General features: G+C 54.0%; 21 protein-coding genes and 3 pseudogenes. 17 read left to right on the plus strand and 7 right to left on the minus strand.

All coding sequences use genetic code 11. From position 1 onward, the window contains the following. Window positions 1–58 precede the first annotated feature (58 nt). From rlmB to HV355_RS24475, 4 genes and pseudogenes are all read left to right on the plus strand, one after another. Window positions 59–790 (plus strand): 23S rRNA (guanosine(2251)-2'-O)-methyltransferase RlmB, encoded by a 732-nt coding sequence (gene rlmB, locus HV355_RS20535; protein ID WP_047364106.1) that lies wholly within the window; start codon window positions 59–61, stop codon window positions 788–790. A 120-nt stretch (window positions 791–910) separates the two neighbouring features. Beyond that, window positions 911–1255: pseudogene (locus HV355_RS20540) on the plus strand (DUF2170 family protein). Window positions 1256–1333: 78 nt separating this feature from the next. Next, window positions 1334–1979, plus strand: a pseudogene (locus HV355_RS20545) (PspA/IM30 family protein). A gap of 53 nt (window positions 1980–2032) precedes the next feature. Further along, window positions 2033–2913 (plus strand): annotated as a pseudogene (locus HV355_RS24475) (potassium channel family protein); the annotation flags it as partial. A 32-nt stretch (window positions 2914–2945) separates the two neighbouring features. Here HV355_RS24475 and HV355_RS20555 read toward each other — a convergent pair. Further along, a complete protein-coding gene (locus HV355_RS20555) occupies window positions 2946–4220 on the minus strand; it encodes an MFS transporter (RefSeq protein WP_182403218.1) in 1275 nt (424 codons plus the stop codon). 193 nt (window positions 4221–4413) lie between these two features. Here HV355_RS20555 and HV355_RS20560 point away from each other — a divergent pair, with 193 nt between their 5' ends. Continuing rightward, window positions 4414–6036: an isovaleryl-CoA dehydrogenase gene (locus tag HV355_RS20560; protein ID WP_182403220.1), complete on the plus strand. Its 1623-nt coding sequence runs from the start codon at window positions 4414–4416 to the stop codon at window positions 6034–6036. Here HV355_RS20560 and HV355_RS20565 read toward each other — a convergent pair. The 3 genes from HV355_RS20565 to bsmA form a co-directional block, all read right to left on the minus strand. Next, entirely contained in the window at window positions 6033–7964 is a 1932-nt protein-coding gene (locus tag HV355_RS20565) for a methyl-accepting chemotaxis protein (protein WP_182403222.1), read from the minus strand. The two genes, HV355_RS20560 and HV355_RS20565, sit on opposite strands and share 4 nt — an antisense overlap. A 169-nt stretch (window positions 7965–8133) precedes the next feature. Continuing rightward, complete coding sequence (yjfN, locus tag HV355_RS20570; RefSeq protein ID WP_139157912.1) at window positions 8134–8409, minus strand: DUF1471 family protease activator YjfN; 276 nt, start codon at window positions 8407–8409, stop codon at window positions 8134–8136. Window positions 8410–8557: 148 nt separating this feature from the next. Beyond that, window positions 8558–8887 carry a biofilm peroxide resistance protein BsmA gene (bsmA, locus tag HV355_RS20575; RefSeq protein ID WP_108417891.1) on the minus strand — a complete coding sequence of 110 codons (330 nt, stop codon included), beginning with the start codon at window positions 8885–8887 and terminating at the stop codon, window positions 8558–8560. Window positions 8888–9025: 138 nt separating this feature from the next. Between bsmA and yjfP the strand changes: the two genes are divergently transcribed. Next, window positions 9026–9748: an esterase gene (yjfP, locus tag HV355_RS20580; protein WP_182403224.1), complete on the plus strand. Its 723-nt coding sequence runs from the start codon at window positions 9026–9028 to the stop codon at window positions 9746–9748. Here the strand turns inward: yjfP and ulaR are convergent. Both ulaR and ulaG read right to left on the minus strand, forming a co-directional pair. Continuing rightward, entirely contained in the window at window positions 9745–10500 is a 756-nt protein-coding gene (gene ulaR / locus HV355_RS20585; RefSeq protein ID WP_042713424.1) for an HTH-type transcriptional regulator UlaR, read from the minus strand. The genes yjfP and ulaR overlap by 4 nt on opposite strands. Before the next feature lie 110 nt (window positions 10501–10610). After that, window positions 10611–11675, minus strand: coding sequence for an L-ascorbate 6-phosphate lactonase (gene ulaG, locus HV355_RS20590; RefSeq protein ID WP_010427455.1), 1065 nt, complete (start codon window positions 11673–11675; stop codon window positions 10611–10613). 358 nt (window positions 11676–12033) lie between these two features. On the opposite strand from ulaG, the gene ulaA reads away from it, so the two are divergent. From ulaA to HV355_RS20620, 6 genes are read left to right on the plus strand one after another with little or no spacing between them, the layout of a single operon-like run. Then, window positions 12034–13434 (plus strand): PTS ascorbate transporter subunit IIC, encoded by a 1401-nt coding sequence (gene ulaA / locus HV355_RS20595; RefSeq protein WP_182403226.1) that lies wholly within the window; start codon window positions 12034–12036, stop codon window positions 13432–13434. 12 nt (window positions 13435–13446) lie between these two features. After that, complete coding sequence (ulaB, locus tag HV355_RS20600; protein WP_000218355.1) at window positions 13447–13752, plus strand: PTS ascorbate transporter subunit IIB; 306 nt, start codon at window positions 13447–13449, stop codon at window positions 13750–13752. A 9-nt stretch (window positions 13753–13761) separates the two neighbouring features. Continuing rightward, window positions 13762–14229 (plus strand): PTS ascorbate transporter subunit IIA, encoded by a 468-nt coding sequence (ulaC, locus tag HV355_RS20605; RefSeq protein ID WP_013095304.1) that lies wholly within the window; start codon window positions 13762–13764, stop codon window positions 14227–14229. Between the two features lie 12 nt (window positions 14230–14241). Beyond that, a complete protein-coding gene (gene ulaD / locus HV355_RS20610) occupies window positions 14242–14892 on the plus strand; it encodes a 3-keto-L-gulonate-6-phosphate decarboxylase UlaD (RefSeq protein WP_023334265.1) in 651 nt (216 codons plus the stop codon). 9 nt (window positions 14893–14901) lie between these two features. After that, window positions 14902–15762 carry an L-ribulose-5-phosphate 3-epimerase gene (locus tag HV355_RS20615; RefSeq protein ID WP_126545635.1) on the plus strand — a complete coding sequence of 287 codons (861 nt, stop codon included), beginning with the start codon at window positions 14902–14904 and terminating at the stop codon, window positions 15760–15762. Continuing rightward, complete coding sequence (locus HV355_RS20620; RefSeq protein WP_126816391.1) at window positions 15755–16441, plus strand: L-ribulose-5-phosphate 4-epimerase; 687 nt, start codon at window positions 15755–15757, stop codon at window positions 16439–16441. The genes HV355_RS20615 and HV355_RS20620 overlap by 8 nt, the downstream gene beginning before the upstream one ends. 139 nt (window positions 16442–16580) lie before the next feature. Here the strand turns inward: HV355_RS20620 and yjfY are convergent, their stop codons facing one another. Next, window positions 16581–16856, minus strand: a complete 276-nt coding sequence (gene yjfY / locus HV355_RS20625; protein ID WP_010427445.1) for a DUF1471 family protein YjfY — start codon at window positions 16854–16856, stop codon at window positions 16581–16583. 343 nt (window positions 16857–17199) lie between these two features. On the opposite strand from yjfY, the gene rpsF reads away from it, so the two are divergent. From rpsF to HV355_RS20650, 5 genes are all read left to right on the plus strand, one after another. Beyond that, window positions 17200–17595 carry a 30S ribosomal protein S6 gene (gene rpsF / locus HV355_RS20630; RefSeq protein ID WP_014068637.1) on the plus strand — a complete coding sequence of 132 codons (396 nt, stop codon included), beginning with the start codon at window positions 17200–17202 and terminating at the stop codon, window positions 17593–17595. Between the two features lie 6 nt (window positions 17596–17601). Beyond that, complete coding sequence (priB, locus tag HV355_RS20635; RefSeq protein WP_008502895.1) at window positions 17602–17916, plus strand: primosomal replication protein N; 315 nt, start codon at window positions 17602–17604, stop codon at window positions 17914–17916. 4 nt (window positions 17917–17920) lie between these two features. Further along, entirely contained in the window at window positions 17921–18148 is a 228-nt protein-coding gene (rpsR, locus tag HV355_RS20640; RefSeq protein ID WP_000135199.1) for a 30S ribosomal protein S18, read from the plus strand. Window positions 18149–18189: 41 nt separating this feature from the next. Then, window positions 18190–18639, plus strand: a complete 450-nt coding sequence (gene rplI / locus HV355_RS20645; RefSeq protein ID WP_008502894.1) for a 50S ribosomal protein L9 — start codon at window positions 18190–18192, stop codon at window positions 18637–18639. A gap of 152 nt (window positions 18640–18791) precedes the next feature. Then, on the plus strand, window positions 18792–19721 hold the full coding sequence (locus tag HV355_RS20650) for a DMT family transporter (protein ID WP_089599118.1): 930 nt from the start codon (window positions 18792–18794) through the stop codon (window positions 19719–19721). The last annotated feature ends 1 nt before the right edge of the window (window position 19722 follow it).

Here is a 19722-nt window from a genome sequence, read left to right on the forward strand (position 1 = left end):
TCACCCTGACCCTCTCCCCTACGGGGGGGAGGGGAAATACTTATTACGAGAACCATCAATGAGTGAAATGATTTACGGCATCCACGCGGTGCAGGCCCTTCTCGAGCGCGCACCGGAGCGTTTTCAGGAAGTCTTTATTCTGAAAGGGCGTGAAGATAAGCGTCTGATGCCGCTGATCCACGCGCTGGAAGCGCAGGGCGTGGTGATCCAGCTGGCAAACCGTCAGTTCCTGGATGAGAAAAGTGAAGGTGCGGTACACCAGGGCATTATTGCCCGCGTGAAGCCGGGCCGTCAGTATCAGGAAAACGATCTGCCGGATCTGATTGCCGAGCTGGAAAACCCGTTTTTCCTGATCCTCGATGGCGTTACCGATCCGCACAACCTCGGCGCCTGCCTGCGTAGCGCCGATGCGGCGGGCGTACACGCGGTGATTGTGCCGAAAGATCGCTCCGCGCAGCTGAACGCGACGGCGAAGAAAGTGGCCTGCGGCGCGGCGGAAAACGTTCCGCTGATCCGCGTGACCAACCTGGCGCGTACCATGCGTCTGCTGCAGGAAGAGAACATCTGGATCGTCGGTACCGCCGGTGAAGCGGATCATACGCTGTACCAGAGCAAAATGACCGGCCGTCTGGCGCTGGTGATGGGGGCGGAAGGCGAAGGTATGCGTCGTCTGACGCGCGAGCACTGTGACGAGCTTATCAGCATCCCGATGGCGGGCAGCGTGTCGTCCCTGAATGTGTCCGTTGCGACGGGTATCTGCCTGTTTGAAGCGGTGCGTCAGCGTAGCTGATTTTCCGGAAAAAGCCATCCAGATTTGGATGGCTTTTTTTTCATCTTAAACAAGTATGATAAATAGTGGAAAATGATATTCATTTTATTTATTTTTAACTAACTAATATATGGGAAATATATGGCATGGACTCGCAGTTGCTTTGCTAAAGCACTACAAACTCTTCCTGAATTAAATATAAATACTGAATATAACGAACAATCATTAATGGTCAAAATGAATGATTTTGGTGATTTGTCGCTCAGTGTTCTATTCACTTCCCGCCAAATTATTATAGAAACCGTTATTTGTTCTGTTGGTAGTATTCTGGATCCAGGATGAATTTAATATTTTCTTATTACGTAATCAAAAAATCCTTCCTTTGTCTTCTGTGGGAATTTCTCGCGTTCAGTATGAAGAATATTACGTCGCATTTGGCGCCCTCTCGCTTAATTCATCGTTGGATGATGTGGTTCCTGGAGATGACTTACGCTTGCGGATAACGCGCTGGATCTCGCTGAAATAACTGAGAATACACTTACGAATAACAAGGAACGCTATTTTATGGGAATTTTGAAAAGCCTGTTTACTCTCGGCAAGTCTGTGCTTTCGCAAGCGGAAGAGTCAATCGAAGAAGCGCAGGGGTGCGGATGCTGGAGCAACATATTCGCGATGCGAAAGGTGAACTGGATAAAGCCGGGAAAATCACGGGTTGACTTGCTGGCGCGCGTGAAGTTGAGCAACGATAAATTAAACGATCTGCGCGAGCGCAAAGGCCAGTCTGGAAAACCGGGCACTTGAGGCGCTGGTAAAAAATGCTAATCCGTCTCTGATTAACGAAGTTGCGGAAGAGATTGCTCGTCTGGAGAATGTCATAACCGCCGAGGGAGCAAGTGCTTACTAACCTTGAAATCTCTCGTGATGGCGTTGAAAAAAAGCGGTTAATGCCACCGCGCGGCGCGGTGCGCAGTTTGAACAGCAGCTCGAGATGGTAAAGGCAACGGAAGCGATGCAGCGTGCCCAACAGGCCGTAACCACATCGACTGTCGGCGCGTCTTCCAGTGTCTCTACGGCGGCGGAGTCGCTCAAGCGTTTGCAAACACGCCAGACAGAGCGTCAGGCCCACGGATGCGGCCGCACAGCTTGAAAAGTTGCAGATGGGCGTGACCTTGACGAAAAACTGGCAGAGGGCAGGCATTGGCGCAACTAATAAAGCTCTGCTCAGGATGTTCTGGCGCGACTGCAACGGCAGCAAGGCAAGTAATGCTGTTCACTTGGATGCCAACGGAATCTCTCAAGACTGACCTGGCCTGCTTGATTGGGCTATTTGTAGGGCAGTACCTGTTTTGTTACTGGTGCTGAGTACTGGGCGAAGAAAGATGCTGGTTGGTCGCCTGAGCGATTTTATCTATTACTGCTCGGTCGTGGGTTCTACGCTGGGGTTTGGCGACCTTAGTCCGCAAACAGCAGAAGGGCGGTTTTTTTACAGCTCTATAGCGAATCCCAGTCAACGTTGGATTATTCCGGCGCATTAATGGGTAAAGGTTATTGGCATGGTACAAGGACTGTTAGCAAAAGGAATGATGGGGATGGGGGATTATCGTCATTTGCGCAATCCATACTGGTGGTTGGCTGGCGCGGCCACCAGACGGAAAAAATGATATCGCTGCTGTTGTATGACACCCGGCGTGCTTTCGAGCGGGTGCTCCTGTGTGGAATCCGGATGATATTCAACATCCTTTGCGGGGAATCACTGGGTTGATTTCATTCGTATTCGTAATTTTAATGACGCACATGAAGCATGCTCGTATGGGGTTATGCACGTGCCAGGCGCTATCATCTTTGCCCGTACGGATGAAGCTTACGTTTACCATCGCACTTTCGCTGGCTGATTCGATCCTGATCAGTGCCATGTTGTTGCTTATATGGAAGATGAGCGTTACGCAAGGATTGCTTGAGGTGCATTGTCCGCGCATTGAAATTGTACGCAATCTCTCTGCTGAACAAATTTCTCGATCCATTCAGGATCTTGGGTTCTTCCCAGTCGGTTTGCATCCATTATGAATCCTATGCTGGGCGACACGGGTTTTGCCGTACCGATTCCGGAAGAGGTGACTTCAATTCGTTATGGTTTTGTAGGCCGGGTAAGGCGAAGCCGCCACCCGGCAAAACAACCTCACTCCTCCAGCGACCGTAAATGGTCATCCTTTCTCAGCGTCATCAGCGCAAAGATACTCACTACCGCCGTCGCCATCACGTAATACGCCGGAATATCCAGGTTGCCCGTCTGCTTAATCAGCCCGGTAATGATTAACCCTGCACATCCCGAGAAAATCGCGTTCGACAAAGAGTAGGCCAGCCCCAGCCCCGTATAGCGCACGCGCGTCGGGAACATCTCAGATAGCATTGCCGGGCCTGGTCCTGCCAGCATCCCGACCAGACCGCCCGCAATCAACACCACAACAGCCTTCACCGCCAGCGTACTCGAATCTGCCTGCAGGATTTTCAGCAGCGGCAGGGCGAGGATCAGCAAAAGCGCGGTGGCGATAATCATCACCGTGCGGCGCCCGATCCGGTCGCTCAGGATCCCCGAAGGAATAATCGTCAGCGCAAACCCAATATTCGAAATCACCGCTATCAGCAGCGCCTGGTTAAACCCGGTGTGCAGCGCCGACTGCAGATAGGTCGGCATAATCACCAGGTAGGTATACCCCGCAGCAGACCAGACCATCACGCGGCCAATCCCCATCACGATGGCCCGGAGCGTGGCGGCAGTATCCGCCTGAGCGACAGCCGGTTTATCCTGCTGCTGCACAAAACTGGGTGTCTCCTCCATGCTGACTCGAAGCCACAGCGCAACGACGCCCATAGGCAGCGCCAGGAAGAACGGAATGCGCCAGCCCCAGTCGTGGAGGGCTTCCGGCGTGAGGAGGGCGGAGAGCAGCGCCACGATGCCTGCCCCCGCCAGCAGCCCCAGCGCCACGGTAAAGGACTGCCACGCGCCATAGAGTCCACGCTTGCCGCGCGGGGCGAACTCCGTCATCAGCGAGACCGCACCGCCGTACTCGCCCCCCGCGAACAGCCCCTGCAGGATGCGAAGCAGTGTAATAATGAGCGGGGCGGCAATCCCGATGCTGGCGTAGACCGGCACAATGCCGATGGCGGCGGTAGCGAGCGTCATCAGCACCAGCACAATGATTAGCGTCGGTTTACGGCCAATCCGGTCGCCGATGCGGCCAAACACCACCGCACCCAGCGGGCGGAAGAAGAAGGCGATGGCAAACGAGGCGTAGGTGAGGATCAGGCTGGTAAGCCCCGCTTCTCCTTCAAGCTGGAAGAAGTTTTTCGCAATAACGGTCGCCAGAAAACCGTAGACCGCAAACTCATACCACTCGATAAAGTTACCAATGGAGCCTGCAATTAATGCACGCTTGTGCGCGTCCCGTTGCATAACGATCCTCACTGAAAGGGGTAAGAATAAATTATTCAACAAAAGCGAAGTGATGAAATAGTTTATTCTTATGTTATGTGAGCTATTTCACGAATGATATCAGCGGGATCGTGAACGTGTGATTCCCCTCCCATGCAGCGTGCGCGCGGTCTGTCCATACTTATCGTCATTGCCACTGAAGGAGGGAGACAGCATGCACTGGCAGACCCACACCGTTTTCAATCAACCGGCACCGCTTTCCAACAGCAACCTTTTTCTCTCGGACTGCGCCCTGCGCGATGCGGTTACGCGTGAAGGCGCCGAGTGGGATATTGATTTGCTAGCCAGTATCGGGCAGCAATTAGGTACCGCGGAGTCGCTGGAGCTTGGCAGGCTGGCAAACGTCAACCCGCCCGAGCTGTTACGCTATGACGCCACGGGGGAGCGGCTGGACGACGTGCGTTTTCATCCGGCCTGGCATCTGCTGATGCAGGGGCTTTGCGCCAACCGCGTGCATAACCTGGCGTGGGAAGAGGAGGCGCGTAAAGGATCGTTTGTCGCTCGGGCCGCGCGCTTTGTGCTTCATGCTCAGGTTGAGGCGGGCACGCTTTGCCCGGTCACCATGACGTTCGCCGCCACGTCGCTGCTGCAGCAGGCGCTCCCCAAAATATTTCATGACTGGCTCACGCCGCTGCTCAGCGATCGCTACGATCCGCATCTGGCCCCCGGCGCGCAAAAGCGCGGCCTGCTGATCGGTATGGGGATGACGGAAAAGCAGGGCGGCTCAGACGTGCTCAGCAATACCACCAAAGCGGAAAAATGCAGCGACGGCAGCTACCGGCTGGTGGGGCATAAATGGTTTTTCTCCGTGCCGCAAAGCGATGCACATCTGGTGCTGGCCCAGGCTAAGGGCGGGCTATCCTGCTTTTTTGTGCCGCGCTTTTTGCCCGACGGACAACGCAACGCCGTCCGCCTGGAACGCCTCAAGGACAAGCTCGGGAACCGCTCCAACGCCAGCAGCGAGGCGGAATTCCTCGATGCCTCCGGCTGGTTGTTGGGGGAAGAAGGTGAAGGGGTACGGCAGATACTCAAAATGGGCGGTCTGACGCGCTTCGACTGCGCGCTGGGCAGCCACGGACTCATGCGTCGGGCGCTGTCGGTGGCGCTTTATCATGCCCATCAGCGGCAAACCTTCGGTAAAAATCTTATCGACCAGCCGATAATGCGTGAGGTGTTAAGCCGGATGGCGCTGGTGCTGGAGGGGCACACGGCGCTGCTGTTCCGCCTGGCCCGGGCGTGGGACAATCGTGCCGATCCGCGAGAAGCTGCCTGGGCGCGGCTCTTCACTCCGGCGGCGAAATTTAGCGTGTGTAAAGCGGGCATCCCATTTGTCGCTGAGGCGATGGAGGTGCTGGGTGGGATCGGATATTGCGAAGAGAGCGAACTTCCCCGCCTGTATCGCGAGATGCCCGTAAACAGCATCTGGGAAGGATCGGGCAATATCATGTCCCTGGACGTGCTGCGCGTGCTGGCGAAGCAGCCGGGGATCCACGATCTGCTTGCTGACGAGTTTGCGCAGGTAAAAGGGCAGGACAGACACTTCGACCGCAGCTGGCGCCAGCTGCAGCAAAAACTGCGTAAGCCGCAGGAGGCACAGGGCCGGGAGATTGCTCAACAGCTCTTTTTACTGGGTGCCGGAAGCCAGATGCTGCGACACGCTTCACCGCCCGTGGCGCAGGCGTGGTGCCGCATGATGCTGGACACCCGTGGCGGAACGCTAATGAGCGAGCAGGTGAAAAATGACCTGCTGCTGCGCGCCACGGGCAGAGTCGGTTAGCCTTTTAGCTGGAACAGGCTGACCAGTTGGGTGAGGTGTAAGCCTTTCTCGCGCAGCGTGTGTGCGGTCTGCTCGCTGCGCGAGACGCGGTCGGCGTTGATGTGCGACGCTTCGCCAATGTGCGTCATGGCAAGATTCACCTGCCCAATCCCCGCGGATTGTTCGCGGGAAGCGTGGTTGATCTCGGTAACCAGCTGGCTGATGTTATCGATATGAACAATGATGGCGTCCATAGCCAGACGCGTCTTTTCTGACAGCGCGTGGCCTTCGCTTACCTTGTTCAGCGTATCGCCAATCAGGTGTTCAATCTCCTTCACCGCGTTGGCACTGCGTGCAGCCAGGGCGCGAACCTCCTGCGCCACCACGGCGAAGCCTTTGCCATGTTCGCCCGCGCGAGCCGCTTCGACCGCCGCATTCAGCGCCAGAATGTTAGTCTGGAACGCGATGGACTCAATCACGCGGGTAATGTCCTCAATGCGTTTAGAGGCATCGCGGATATCGTCCATGGTCGACACCGCGTGGGTGACCGTTTCGCCGCCCTGATGAACTGCGAGCGAGGTTTCACCCACCAGCTGCTGCGTTTGCTCCATGTTGGCGGCATTTTGCTGCACGGTGGCGGCCAGCTGCTCCATGCTGGCGGAAGTCTCTTCCACGCTGCTGGCCTGCTTGTTGATCTGCTCCGAGATTTCTCCGGTGTCGGAAGCCAGCGCATTGGTGCCCAAATGGATCTCGCCCGCGGCCTCACGCACCTGCAGGACAATTTTTTGCAGCCCATCGCCAATACCGTTGATGGCATCAACCAGCTGGCCGACCTCATCCTGACGCGTTACGGGCAGGCTGGCGCGCAGATCGCCTGCGGCATACTGGCGGGCCAGCTCGATCACGTTACGCAGCGGGCGGGTCAGCATCCGGCGAATGAGCATCACAAACAGGCCCGCGAAGAGCACGGAAATCACCACGCCCGCCAGCAGGAACCGGTCACGCATGGCGTTAACGCTTGCGAGAAGGACCGATTTATCCACTTCACCCACGATGGTCCAGTTCCAGCCCGGCAGCGGCGTATAGGCCATTTTCAGCGTGCGGCCGTCGTCACTTACGCGCTCCAGCGTGCCGGAGGAATCGCTCAGCAGCTGCTGTTGGGTGGCGCTGTCCCACTTCGGCAGTTGCCCCTCTTCACTGCCGTGAAACAGGAACTGCCCGCGCGTTTTACCGTTGCTGCGATCCAGCACATAGAAGTGCCCGCTCTCGCCCAGCCGACGGTTGAGGATTTTCTCTCGCATAACGTTCCATGAGTGTGTGATATCTACCCCAACAAAGATGATCCCAATCACCTGGCCTTCACTATTCTTAACCGGCTGGTACTGGGTGATGTAGCGTTTACCAAACAGCAGTGCCAGGCCACGGTAAACCTCGCCCCTGGTGACGGCCGCAAACGCCGGGCTGGTGGTATCCAGAAGGGTTCCCATCGCCCGGTCGCCATTCTCCTTGCGCAGAGAGGTGGCAACGCGAATAAAGTCGTTACCGCTGCGAACGAACAGCGTGGAGATTGCGCCCGTACGATTGAGAAAGTCGTCAGAAAAAGCATTGTTTTCATGCAGTTCAGATTCACCGCCTTTCAGCAAAGGCACATTGAACCCGCTAATGGTACGGGTCTGACTCGTATCGACCGTAAATGGCTGAGGCAGGAAAGTGGTAAACAGTCGGGTATAGCTTTCGACCTCTTCGCTCAGACTGGTATTAAACATCTGCACCATATCGACCATGCCGGTGGACTGGTTATGCAAATCTTCAACGGCAAGATCTTCAAGCTGCTGGCTGGCTTTATGGCTGAGCAGAAAAGTGAAAAGCAGAAACAGAATGGCGACACTCATACCGGTCAGCAGCGATAGCTTAGTGCCCAGACCCGCACGGCGGAAAGAATTGATCATAAATTGCTCATCATTGAAAAGGTATGCCTGTTCAACGGCAGAGCAGCGATAACATTTATGCTATTAATGTAACAAAATGTTATTTGTTTGTTTTTGGATGGTTTTGAAAAAGATAAAAGATTTGCAAAAACGAAAAGCCACTAAAATTAAGTGGCTTTTATCAGGAGGGCTAAACATAGAGGATGGCTTGTACCCGCCAATGATCGACATGGTTATCTTCCTGCATCTGGATGATGCGGTACCAGGAAGCGCCTTGTTCATCGGCTTTTAATGCAACGACACGTTCAACGTCTTGCGGGCTCCCCGAAATGTTATTCACGGAGATTTGGCCTATTTCATTCAGGCCAGTCACGCAATCAGCACTGGCGAATTCAGCTGATTGTGCGGTTGTGCTCACAAGGCCTGCTGAGAGCAACAGTGTGGTCAAGGCAAGAGTTCGTTTCATCGTCAGCTCCATTTCACATGTCTCCGGTATCCGCCGGGCAATCCTTCGCAAATAAACTCACTTCCATTGGTGCAGGCATGGAGTTTATTGTGGACAGGAAAATGTCTATGGACGCAAAGCAGTGTAAATGTCGTTCAAACGATCGCCATTACTTACGGTACAAAATCGCCTGCGAGTACCACTGTCCCGTAATGATGGTTTCGTCGATCATAATGATGACGTAATAATCTGCTTTGGCGGCTGCGGCTTGTGCTTCAATAGAGGCTTCCGCGTCATCCGGGGAACCGCGAACCAACGCGGAGACAGTGCCCATTCGCTGTAATCCTTCAGTCTGATTACGACGAATTTCCTGTGGGTGATCGGCGACCGGCGGAGCGGGTTGCGGTGTCCCCTGCAGCGCGCTACAGCCACTGAGCAGAAACACAAACAATAAAGCAGCCAACCTGCGCATAACCATATCTCGTTTCCTGATAGCCATAGTGTAGTTGCCTGTAAATTTAGTTTTGGGGGAATGTTCCCGAAGTGTTATCTGAGGCGAAGATTTCGAATGAAAATATCCAGAAACCGTAATCCAGCTCTCAAACATTATGAATCATTCATCAGTACAGGACCGACAATGATTGAACTCGAAACGCGACGCCTTGGTGACCGCGAAATATTACATGCTTTCCCCACCGGAAAAAGTGAGCAGCCGCTGCCAGTTGTGGTTTTTTATCATGGGTTTACCTCGTCAAAACTGGTTTATAGCTATTTTGCCGTGGCGCTGGCGCAGGCTGGATTCCGCGTTGTTATGCCGGATGCTCCGGATCATGGCGCGCGATTTTCGGGCAACGAGCAGGCGCGGCTCGGCCAGTTCTGGCAAATCTTGCACGGTAGCCTGACGGAATTCGCAGGGCTGCGCGATGCGCTTTTTGAGGCCGGGCTGGTGGAGAACGATCGCCTGGCGGTTGCTGGGGCGTCAATGGGGGGGATGACGGCGCTGGGGATCATGACGCATCATCCGGAGGTGAAATCCGTCGCTTGTCTGATGGGGTCGGGCTACTTCACTTCGCTCTCGAAGACGCTGTTTCCCTCGCAGAACCCAGAATATATCGACGCGGCGCTGGCGGAGTGGGACGTCACCCATGCGTTACCGCACCTGGCCAATCGCCCGCTGCTGCTGTGGCATGGCGATGCGGATGATGTGGTTCCGCCTGACGGAACTTTCCGTTTACAGCAGGCGTTAAAGAATGAAGGGCTGGACGGCAATTTAACCTGCCTTTGGGAGGCGGGCGTTCGTCACCGTATTACGCCGACGGCGCTGGATGCCACGGTGAGCTTTTTCCGCCAGCACCTTTAAACCCGAAGAATTTTGACCCCTTGATCTTCCAGCTTCTGGAGGATCTCCGGGTTGGCATTTTTACCGGTGATCACCATGTCGATTTGCTCGGCACGGCTGAACAGCATGCCTGCGCGCTCGCCCACTTTGCTGCTGTCGACCAGCACAACAAGCTTGCCTACCACGTTAAGCATGTTTTGCTCCGCCATGGCGGTCAGCATATCGGTTTTATACAGGCCATCCGTGGTCAGGCCTTTACCGCTGGTGAACATCCAGTGTCCGGCGTAGAGGCTATTTTCACTGTCCTGTGGGCTGAGCGTAATGGACTGACTCTTATTGTACTGACCGCCCATGATCACTACGCTTTCATGCTCCTGGTCAATGAGATAGTTGGCCAGCGGCAAATAGTTAGTGATGATTTGCACCGGTTTGCCACACATCTCCCGCCCAAGTAAAAACGCCGTGGAGCCGCAGTTGATCACGACGCTTTCGCCAGGGTTGACCAGCTGTGATGCTGCTCTTGCAATCCGCACTTTTTCATCGTGGTTCTGCGCCTGATGAATGTTCATCGGCGTCCAGCGCGGACGCTGCTGGCTAATGGCTTCCGCACCGTTACGGACTTTTTTCAGTTTGCCACTTTCATCCAGCTTGTTGATGTCCCGTCGGGCGGTTGCCGGAGAAATGCCTAATCGTTCGATCACTTTCTCAACGGTGATAAACCCTGTTTGCGCCAGGAGTTCCAGTAAAATTTGATGTCGTTGCGCTTCCGTCATGAGCTATTCCGATAAGAATTGATTTGAAAAGATGATATTTGAAATAGCGTGAAATTACTAAAAGAAATATGACATCGCCAGACACAAGGTCTGGCGATTTGACTTCACAATCAGAGGAAGGACTTGAACGGCAGGTCAGGCTCAATGGTGAAGCAATCATCGAAACCACGTGGGTAGTGATATTCCAGATTATCTTTGTCCAGTGGCCAGGTGAACTTGCCACCGACCTGCCAGATGAATGGCTTGAAGCCATACTTCAGGCGGTCTTTTTTCATTTCCCACAGCACGCGGATTTCCTGCGGGTCTGCCTGGAAGTTTGACCAGATATCATGGTGGAACGGAATAACCACTTTGGTGTTCAGCGCTTCCGCCATGCGCAGCATATCGGCGCTGGTCATTTTGTCGGTGATGCCGCGCGGGTTCTCACCGTAGGAGCCCAGCGCCACGTCGATCTGATGCTCGTTACCGTGCTTCGCATAGTAGTTGGAGTAGTGGGAGTCACCGCTGTGGTACAGAGAACCGCCAGGGGTTTTAAACAGGTAGTTCACCGCACGTTCGTCCATACCATCTGGCAGCACGCCTGCTGCTTTCTGATCGGCAGGCAGGGTGATCAGTGCTGTACGGTCAAAGGCATCCAGCGCGTGGATTTCAATGTCTTTAATTTTTACTACATCGCCCGGTTTCATCACGATGCAGCGCTCTTTCGGCACGCCCCAACCGATCCACAGATCCACGCAGGTCTGCGGCCCAATGAACGGCACATCGTCCGCGCAGTTTTGCATCACCGCTGCAGCCACGTTCACGTCGATATGATCGTTATGATCGTGGGTCGAGAGGACGGCGTCGATCTGACGAATCGCAAACGGATCCAGCACAAACGGTGTGGTACGCAGGTTTGGCTGTAGTTTTTCCACGCCCGCCATGCGCTGCATCTGATGACCTTTTTTCATCAGCGGGTTGCCGTGGCTTTGTTTACCGGTGCCGCACCAGAAATCGACGCAGATATTGGCGCCACCCTCTGATTTCAGCCAGATACCGGTACAGCCCAGCCACCACATTGCAAACGTGCCAGGAGCAACCTGTTCCTGCTCGATCTCTTCATTCAGCCAGCTACCCCATTCCGGGAAGGTGCTCAGAATCCATGATTCACGGGTGATGGTGTTCACTTTACTCATCGTTTTGACTCCTGGTTTAATCAAAAGTAATCACAATGTGATTTGTTGTGATTGATGCTGGCATCATTTGACGCGTTTTGCAATGGTAAAAATGGTGAATTTTATCTGTTCGACTTCACGGATTATCCGCTTTTTACTTGTTAGACTATCCTGTATTAATCATTAATTGCATGAATTATAAAGATTAATTTATTTTTCATGTACGGTAGTGAAAATCATTACTAACACCATGGAAATAATTTGCGTGATACGTCACAAACAATCAAATCCAATCTTGTGGTGATTGTTTGTGATTACTAGAGTGATGGCACCAACCACACAGGGATTGCCCCTCGTGTTCTCATTTCTGGAGAGAGTTATGGAGATCCTCTACAACGTCTTTACCGTGTTCTTTAATCAGGTAATGACCAACGCCCCGCTGCTGCTGGGTATCGTGACGTGCCTGGGCTATATCCTGCTGCGAAAAAGCGTCAGCGTGATTATCAAAGGCACCATCAAAACCATTATTGGTTTTATGTTGCTGCAGGCGGGTTCAGGCATTCTGACCAGCACCTTCAAGCCGGTCGTCGCCAAAATGTCGGAAGTGTATGGCATTAACGGCGCTATCTCTGACACCTACGCCTCAATGATGGCAACCATCGACCGCATGGGTGATGCCTATAGCTGGGTGGGTTATGCGGTTCTGCTCGCCCTGGCGCTGAACATCATTTACGTTCTGCTGCGCCGCATTACCGGCATTCGCACCATCATGCTGACCGGCCACATCATGTTCCAGCAGGCGGGGCTGATTGCGGTTTCTTTCTATATCTTCGGCTACCCAATGTGGACCACGATTATCTGCACCGCGGTGCTGGTTTCGCTCTACTGGGGTATCACCTCCAACATGATGTACAAGCCAACCCAGGAAGTGACTGACGGCTGCGGCTTTTCCATCGGTCACCAGCAGCAGTTCGCCTCATGGATTGCCTATAAAGTTGCGCCGTACCTGGGCAAAAAAGAAGAGAGCGTTGAAGACCTTAAGCTGCCGGGCTGGCTGAATATCTTCCACGACAACATCGTTTCAACGGCGATTGTGATGACCATCTTCTTCGGTGCCATTTTGCTCTCCTTCGGCATTGACGTTGTTCAGGCGATGGCGGGTAAAACCCACTGGACGGTCTATATCCTGCAGACCGGCTTCTCCTTCGCGGTGGCCATTTTCATCATCACTCAGGGCGTGCGTATGTTCGTCGCCGAGCTGTCGGAAGCCTTCAACGGTATTTCCCAACGCCTGATCCCCGGTGCGGTGCTGGCGATTGACTGTGCTGCTATCTATAGCTTTGCGCCAAATGCGGTGGTCTGGGGCTTTATGTGGGGCACCATCGGCCAGCTGATTGCAGTAGGCATTCTGGTCGGCTGTGGCTCGTCAATCCTGATTATTCCTGGCTTTATCCCGATGTTCTTCTCCAACGCCACCATCGGCGTCTTCGCTAACCACTTCGGCGGCTGGCGCGCAGCGCTCAAGATCTGCCTGGTCATGGGCATGGTTGAAATCTTCGGTTGCGTGTGGGCGGTCAAGCTCACCGGTATGAGCGCCTGGATGGGCATGGCGGACTGGTCAATTCTGGCCCCGCCGATGATGCAGGGCTTTGCTTCCATCGGACTGGTCTTTATGGCCGTCATCATTCTGATTGCCCTGGCTTATATGTTCTTCGCTGGCCGTTCGCTGCGAGCTGAAGAAGATGCGGAAAAACAAACAGCAGAAGTGTCTGCTCATTAAGGAGTTTCGATTATGACCGTACGTATCCTGGCTGTATGTGGCAATGGGCAAGGCAGCTCCATGATCATGAAGATGAAAGTGGACCAGTTTTTAACCCAGTCAAACATCGACCACACGGTGAACAGCTGCGCAGTGGGCGAATACAAAAGTGAGCTGAACGGCGCAGACATCATCATCGCCTCTACCCATATCGCCGGTGAGATCACCGTGACGGGCAACAAATATGTGGTGGGCGTGCGCAACATGCTGTCGCCTGCGGATTTCGGCCCAAAACTGCTGGAAGTGATTAAAGAGCACTTCCCTCAAGACGTGAAGTAAGGACGAAACATGAAACTACGTGATTCGCTGGCAGAGAATAACTCCATCCTTTTACAGGCGGAGGCCAGCACCTGGCAGGAAGCGGTGAAGCTGAGCGTGGATCTGCTGGTTAAGGCTGACGTTGTCGAGCCGCGTTACTACCAGGCCATTCTTGATGGCGTCGCGCAGCACGGTCCTTACTTTGTGATAGCGCCTGGCCTGGCAATGCCGCACGGCCGCCCTGAAGAGGGCGTGAAAAAAACCGGCTTTGCCCTTGTGACGCTGAAAACGCCGCTGGTGTTTAACCATGAAGATAACGACCCGGTCGACATCCTGATCACCATGGCCGCCGTGGATGCCAACACCCACCAGGAGGTGGGCATCATGCAGATCGTCAATCTGTTTGATGATGAGGCCAATTTCGACCGTTTACGCGCCTGCCGTACCGAGCAGGAAGTGCTGGATTTAATTGATAACGCCACTGCGGCGGCAGTCTAAGAGGAACTGAATATGTCTTTACCAATGTTGCAGGTTGCGCTGGATAACCAAACGTTGTCCCACGCTTACGAAACTACCCGTCTGATCGCGGAAGAAGTGGACATCATCGAAGTGGGTACCATTCTGTGCGTGGGTGAGGGCGTTCGCGCTGTTCGCGACCTGAAGGCGCTCTATCCGCATAAAATCGTGCTGGCGGATGCCAAGATCGCCGATGCAGGCAAAATCCTTTCCCGCATGTGCTTCGAAGCGAATGCTGACTGGGTCACCGTGATCTGCTGTGCCGATATCAACACTGCGAAAGGCGCGCTGGACGTGGCAAAAGAGTTTAACGGCGACGTGCAGATTGAGCTGACCGGCTTCTGGACCTGGGAGCAGGCGCAGGAGTGGCGTGACGCGGGCATTCAGCAGGTGGTTTACCACCGTAGCCGTGATGCACAGGCTGCAGGCGTGGCGTGGGGTGAAGCGGATATCAGCGCCATCAAACGTCTGGCGGATATGGGCTTCAAAGTCACCGTTACCGGCGGCCTGGCGCTGGAAGATCTGCCGCTGTTCCAGGGCATTCCAATTCACGTCTTTATTGCCGGTCGTAGCATTCGTGATGCGGCGTCTCCGGTGGAAGCGGCGCGTCAGTTTAAACGCTCAATCGCTCAGCTTTGGGGCTAAGGAGCGGGTATGTTGTCAAAACAGGTCCCGCTTGGCATCTATGAAAAGGCACTCCCCGCGGGGGAGTGCTGGCTGGAGCGGTTGCAACTGGCAAAACAGCTGGGCTTCGATTTTGTCGAAATGTCCGTGGATGAGACAGACGAGCGCCTCTCTCGCCTCGACTGGAGCCGTGAACAGCGGCTCGCACTGGTGAGCGCCATTGCTGAAACGGGCGTGCGCGTGCCGTCCATGTGTCTGAGTGCCCACCGCCGTTTTCCGCTCGGTAGCGAAGATGATGCCGTGCGTGCGCAGGGGCTGGAGATCATGCGTAAAGCCATTCGCTTTGCGCAGGATGTCGGTATCCGCGTGATCCAGCTGGCGGGTTATGACGTTTACTATCAGGAAGCCAACGATGAAACGCGCCGTCGTTTCCGTGACGGCCTGAAAGAGAGCGTCGAGATGGCAAGCCGCGCGCAGGTCACGCTGGCGATGGAGATCATGGACTACCCGTTAATGAACTCCATCAGCAAGGCGCTGGGCTACGCGCACTATCTCAATAATCCATGGTTCCAGCTTTATCCCGATATCGGCAACCTGTCGGCATGGGATAACGACGTACAGATGGAACTGCAGGCGGGCGTCGGTCATATCGTGGCGGTGCACGTCAAAGATACCCGTCCAGGCGTATTCAAAAATGTTCCGTTCGGCACCGGGGTGGTGGATTTCGAACGGTGCTTTGAAACGCTCAAACAGACGGGTTATTGCGGGCCTTACCTGATTGAAATGTGGAGCGAAACGTCAGCCGACCCGGCTGCCGAAGTCGTGAAAGCGCGGGACTGGGTGCGCGAACGTATGGCGCGGGCGGGATTGCTGGAGGCTGAACATGCTTAAGCTTAAACAGCAGGTCTTTGAAGCCAACATGGATCTGCCTCGCTATGGCCTGGTCACGTTCACCTGGGGCAACGTGAGCACTATCGACCGCGAGCAGGGTCTGGTAGTGATCAAGCCGAGCGGTGTGGCGTATGACACCATGAAAGCTGAAGATATGGTTGTGGTGGATCTCGAAGGGCGTGTCGTTGACGGCAAATGGCGGCCTTCATCAGATACCGCAACCCATCTGGCGCTGTATCGGCGTTATCGGTCCCTTGGCGGCGTGGTGCATACCCACTCCACGCACGCGACTGCCTGGGCACAGGCGGGACTGCCCATACCGGCTCTTGGGACGACGCATGCGGACTACTTCTTTGGCGACATTCCCTGCACGCGCGCATTAACGCAGGCTGAAGTGGAAGGCGAGTACGAGCTTAACACCGGGAAGGTCATCATCGAAACGTTGGGCGAAAGTGAACCGCTGCATACGCCGGGGATTGTGGTGTACCAGCACGGCCCGTTCGCCTGGGGTAAAGATGCTCACGACGCGGTACATAATGCTGTGGTGATGGAAGAGGTGGCCAAAATGGCGTGGATTGCCCGCGACATCAATCCACAGCTTCAGGGCATTGATGATTACCTGATGAACAAGCATTTTATGCGTAAGCATGGCCCGAATGCCTATTACGGGCAGAAGTGAATAAGTGCTCTGGAATACCAAAAACAGTTGTAACCGGTGGTATTCCGGAGCCATTCACAAAAAAAGCCCCCGGGCAGGGGGCAAGTCAAACTATGGCTATGTTCTCTTTGTTGGCTTTCCTGGTGCTAGCGTTAAAGCGTTATCGGTAAATATCTGCACTGGCGTGCATGTTGCCGTTGCTGCCGGGCTCACGGGTTAACATTACGTGGTAATAGGTTGCGCCCTGGGCATCGGTTTCTTCGTTTAATGCCTGATCTGCTTCACTTTCCGTGGCGAAATTATGATTGATGTAAATTACGCCCAAGCTTTGCACATCATCCATGTTTCTGGCCTGTCGGCTGTCTATCTTGATGGCTGCCATCGCGTTTGCACTGAGCAAAAGCGCCGCCATTATAGCTAATGCGATTTTTTTCATGATATGCGCTCCACGACTGCGTGCTGTGTGACGGTTTGTCCTGCTCCTTCTCGGTTTAGATGGGCTCTGATAAAAGTGTAATCCCTTATCGCTGCGCGATGAGTGACCATTTCTGATGGTGTTGTTCAAAAAAACAACGCTTCTCGGTGTGATTAATTTTAAATCACCGACTTAGACCCGCTTCGCGCTTTGTGCGAATTATTTGTGCAATCAGCTTGAGTTTCCAGGGGCGCGCAAGTATTATGACGCGTCAATTTTTCAGCCGACCTTTAACACGTTCCTTGCCTCCCCGGGCCTCGGCTGACCCAGACAGGAGGCTGAATAATCCGTAAGGAGCAATTCGATGCGTCATTACGAAATCGTTTTTATGGTCCATCCTGACCAGAGCGAACAGGTTCCGGGTATGATCGAGCGTTACTCTGCTGCCATCACTGGTGCAGAAGGTACGATCCACCGTCTGGAAGACTGGGGCCGCCGTCAGCTGGCTTACCCGATCAACAAACTGCACAAAGCACACTACGTTCTGATGAACGTTGAAGCGCCGCAGGAAGTGATCGATGAGCTGGAAACTACCTTCCGCTTCAACGATGCCGTTATCCGCAGCATGGTTATGCGTACCAAAAACGCAGTTACCGAAGCATCTCCGATGGTTAAAGCGAAAGACGAGCGCCGTGAGCGTCGCGATGATTTCGCAAACGAAACCGCAGATGATTCTGATGCTGGGGATTCTGAAGAGTAATTTCTGATGACCAACCGTCTGGCGTTGTCCGGCATCGTATGCAGGGCTCCCCTTCGAAAGGTCAGTCCATCAGGAATTCCGCATTGCCAGTTCGTGCTTGAGCATCGTTCTGTGCAAGAGGAAGCCGGGTTTCACCGGCAGGCGTGGTGCCAAATGCCCGTTATTATTAGCGGACACGAAAACCAGGCCATTACTCACAGTTTAACGGTCGGTAGCGCAGTAATCGTTCAGGGGTTCATCTCTTGCCACAAGGCAAAGAACGGCCTGAGCAAAATGGTTCTGCATGCCGAGCAGATTGATTTGATAGATTCTGGAGACTAGCCATATGGCACGTTATTTCCGTCGTCGCAAGTTCTGCCGTTTCACCGCGGAAGGCGTTCAAGAGATCGACTATAAAGATATCGCAACGCTGAAAAACTACATCACCGAAAGCGGTAAGATTGTCCCAAGCCGTATCACCGGTACTCGTGCAAAATACCAGCGTCAGCTGGCTCGCGCTATCAAACGCGCTCGCTACCTGTCCCTGCTGCCGTACACTGATCGTCATCAGTAATCGGGCACGGTCCATTAATACGACTTTAAGAGGATAAGGTAATGCAAGTTATTCTGCTTGATAAAGTAGCAAACCTGGGCAGCCTGGGTGATCAGGTTAACGTTAAAGCGGGTTACGCACGTAACTTCCTGGTTCCACAGGGTAAAGCTGTTCCAGCTACTAAGAAAAACGTTGAGTTTTTCGAAGCACGTCGCGCTGAACTGGAAGCCAAACTGGCTGACGTTCTGGCGGCTGCTAACGCTCGCGCTGAAGCAATCAACGCACTGGGCACTGTTACCATCGCGTCTAAAGCTGGCGACGAAGGTAAACTGTTCGGTTCCATCGGTACCCGCGATATCGCTGATGCAGTTTCTGCAGCAGGCGTTAAAGTGGCTAAGAGCGAAGTTCGTCTGCCGAACGGCGTTCTGCGTACCACTGGTGAGCACGAAGTTGACTTCCAGGTTCACAGCGAAGTGTTCGCTAAACTGGTTGTTAACGTAGTAGCTGAGTAATTTTTTACTCTGCTCACGTCGAAGCGCCGGCCTTGTGCCGGCGTTTTGCTTTTCTGGGGGACCAGAATTCATCATTTCTTCTTGTATGGTAGCTATTCCTGTCGCTTTCTCTGATAATAAATTGAAACGCAATTTTATTTATGAGATTTGTCATGGATACCGCTCTGCCCACGCCTGTCTTTGCTCGCCGAAATGTGGCCTATGCCTGCGCCACGCTCTGCTGTCTGCTCTGGGGTAGCTCCTACCCGGCCATTAAAAGTGGTTATGAGCTTTTCCAGATCGCAACCGATGATATTCCATCGAAAGTGGTGTTTGCCGGATACCGTTTCCTGTTTGCCGGTGTGTTGCTGCTGCTGTTTGCATTGGCCCAGCGAAAACCGATTGGCAGGCTTACGCCCACGCAGTTTGGCCAGCTCACCATCCTCGGCCTGACCCAGACGACTATTCAGTACACTTTCTTCTATATAGGCCTGGCCTACACGACGGGGGTGAATGGTTCAATCATGAACGCCACTGGAACCTTCTTCAGCGTGCTGTTGGCGCACTTTATCTACCACAACGACAAGCTGAGCTATAACAAAACGCTGGGCTGTATTCTCGGGTTTGCCGGAGTGATGTTGGTGAACTTCCACAGCGGGTTAAGCGATTTCCAGTTTGTCTGGAATGGTGACGGGTTTGTGGTGCTGGCTGCTTTTATTCTCTCCGCTGCCACGCTTTACGGAAAACGTATCTCCCAGACCGTCGACCCCACGGTGATGACCGGCTGGCAGCTGGCTATCGGTGGACTGGTGTTGGTGGGTGGAGGATATGCAACAGGCGGAACGCTGGAAGTGCACAGTATGAAGGCCATCGCCGTGCTGGGGTATCTGACGCTGCTCTCATCCGTCGCCTTTGCGCTGTGGAGCGTGCTGCTGAAAGTCAACCGCGTCAGTATGATTGCGCCGTTTAACTTCGTTGTGCCGGTGGCAGGCACAGTCTTATCCGCTATTTTCCTTGGGGAAAATATTCTGGATATCAAATATGCGATTGCGCTGGTATTGGTCTGTTCGGGGATCTGGTGGGTGAATAAGCGGAGTGCCTGAG

Origin of the sequence: Enterobacter sp. RHBSTW-01064 (assembly GCF_014103035.1) — a bacterium.
Taxonomy (GTDB): Bacteria; Pseudomonadota; Gammaproteobacteria; order Enterobacterales; family Enterobacteriaceae; genus Enterobacter; species Enterobacter mori.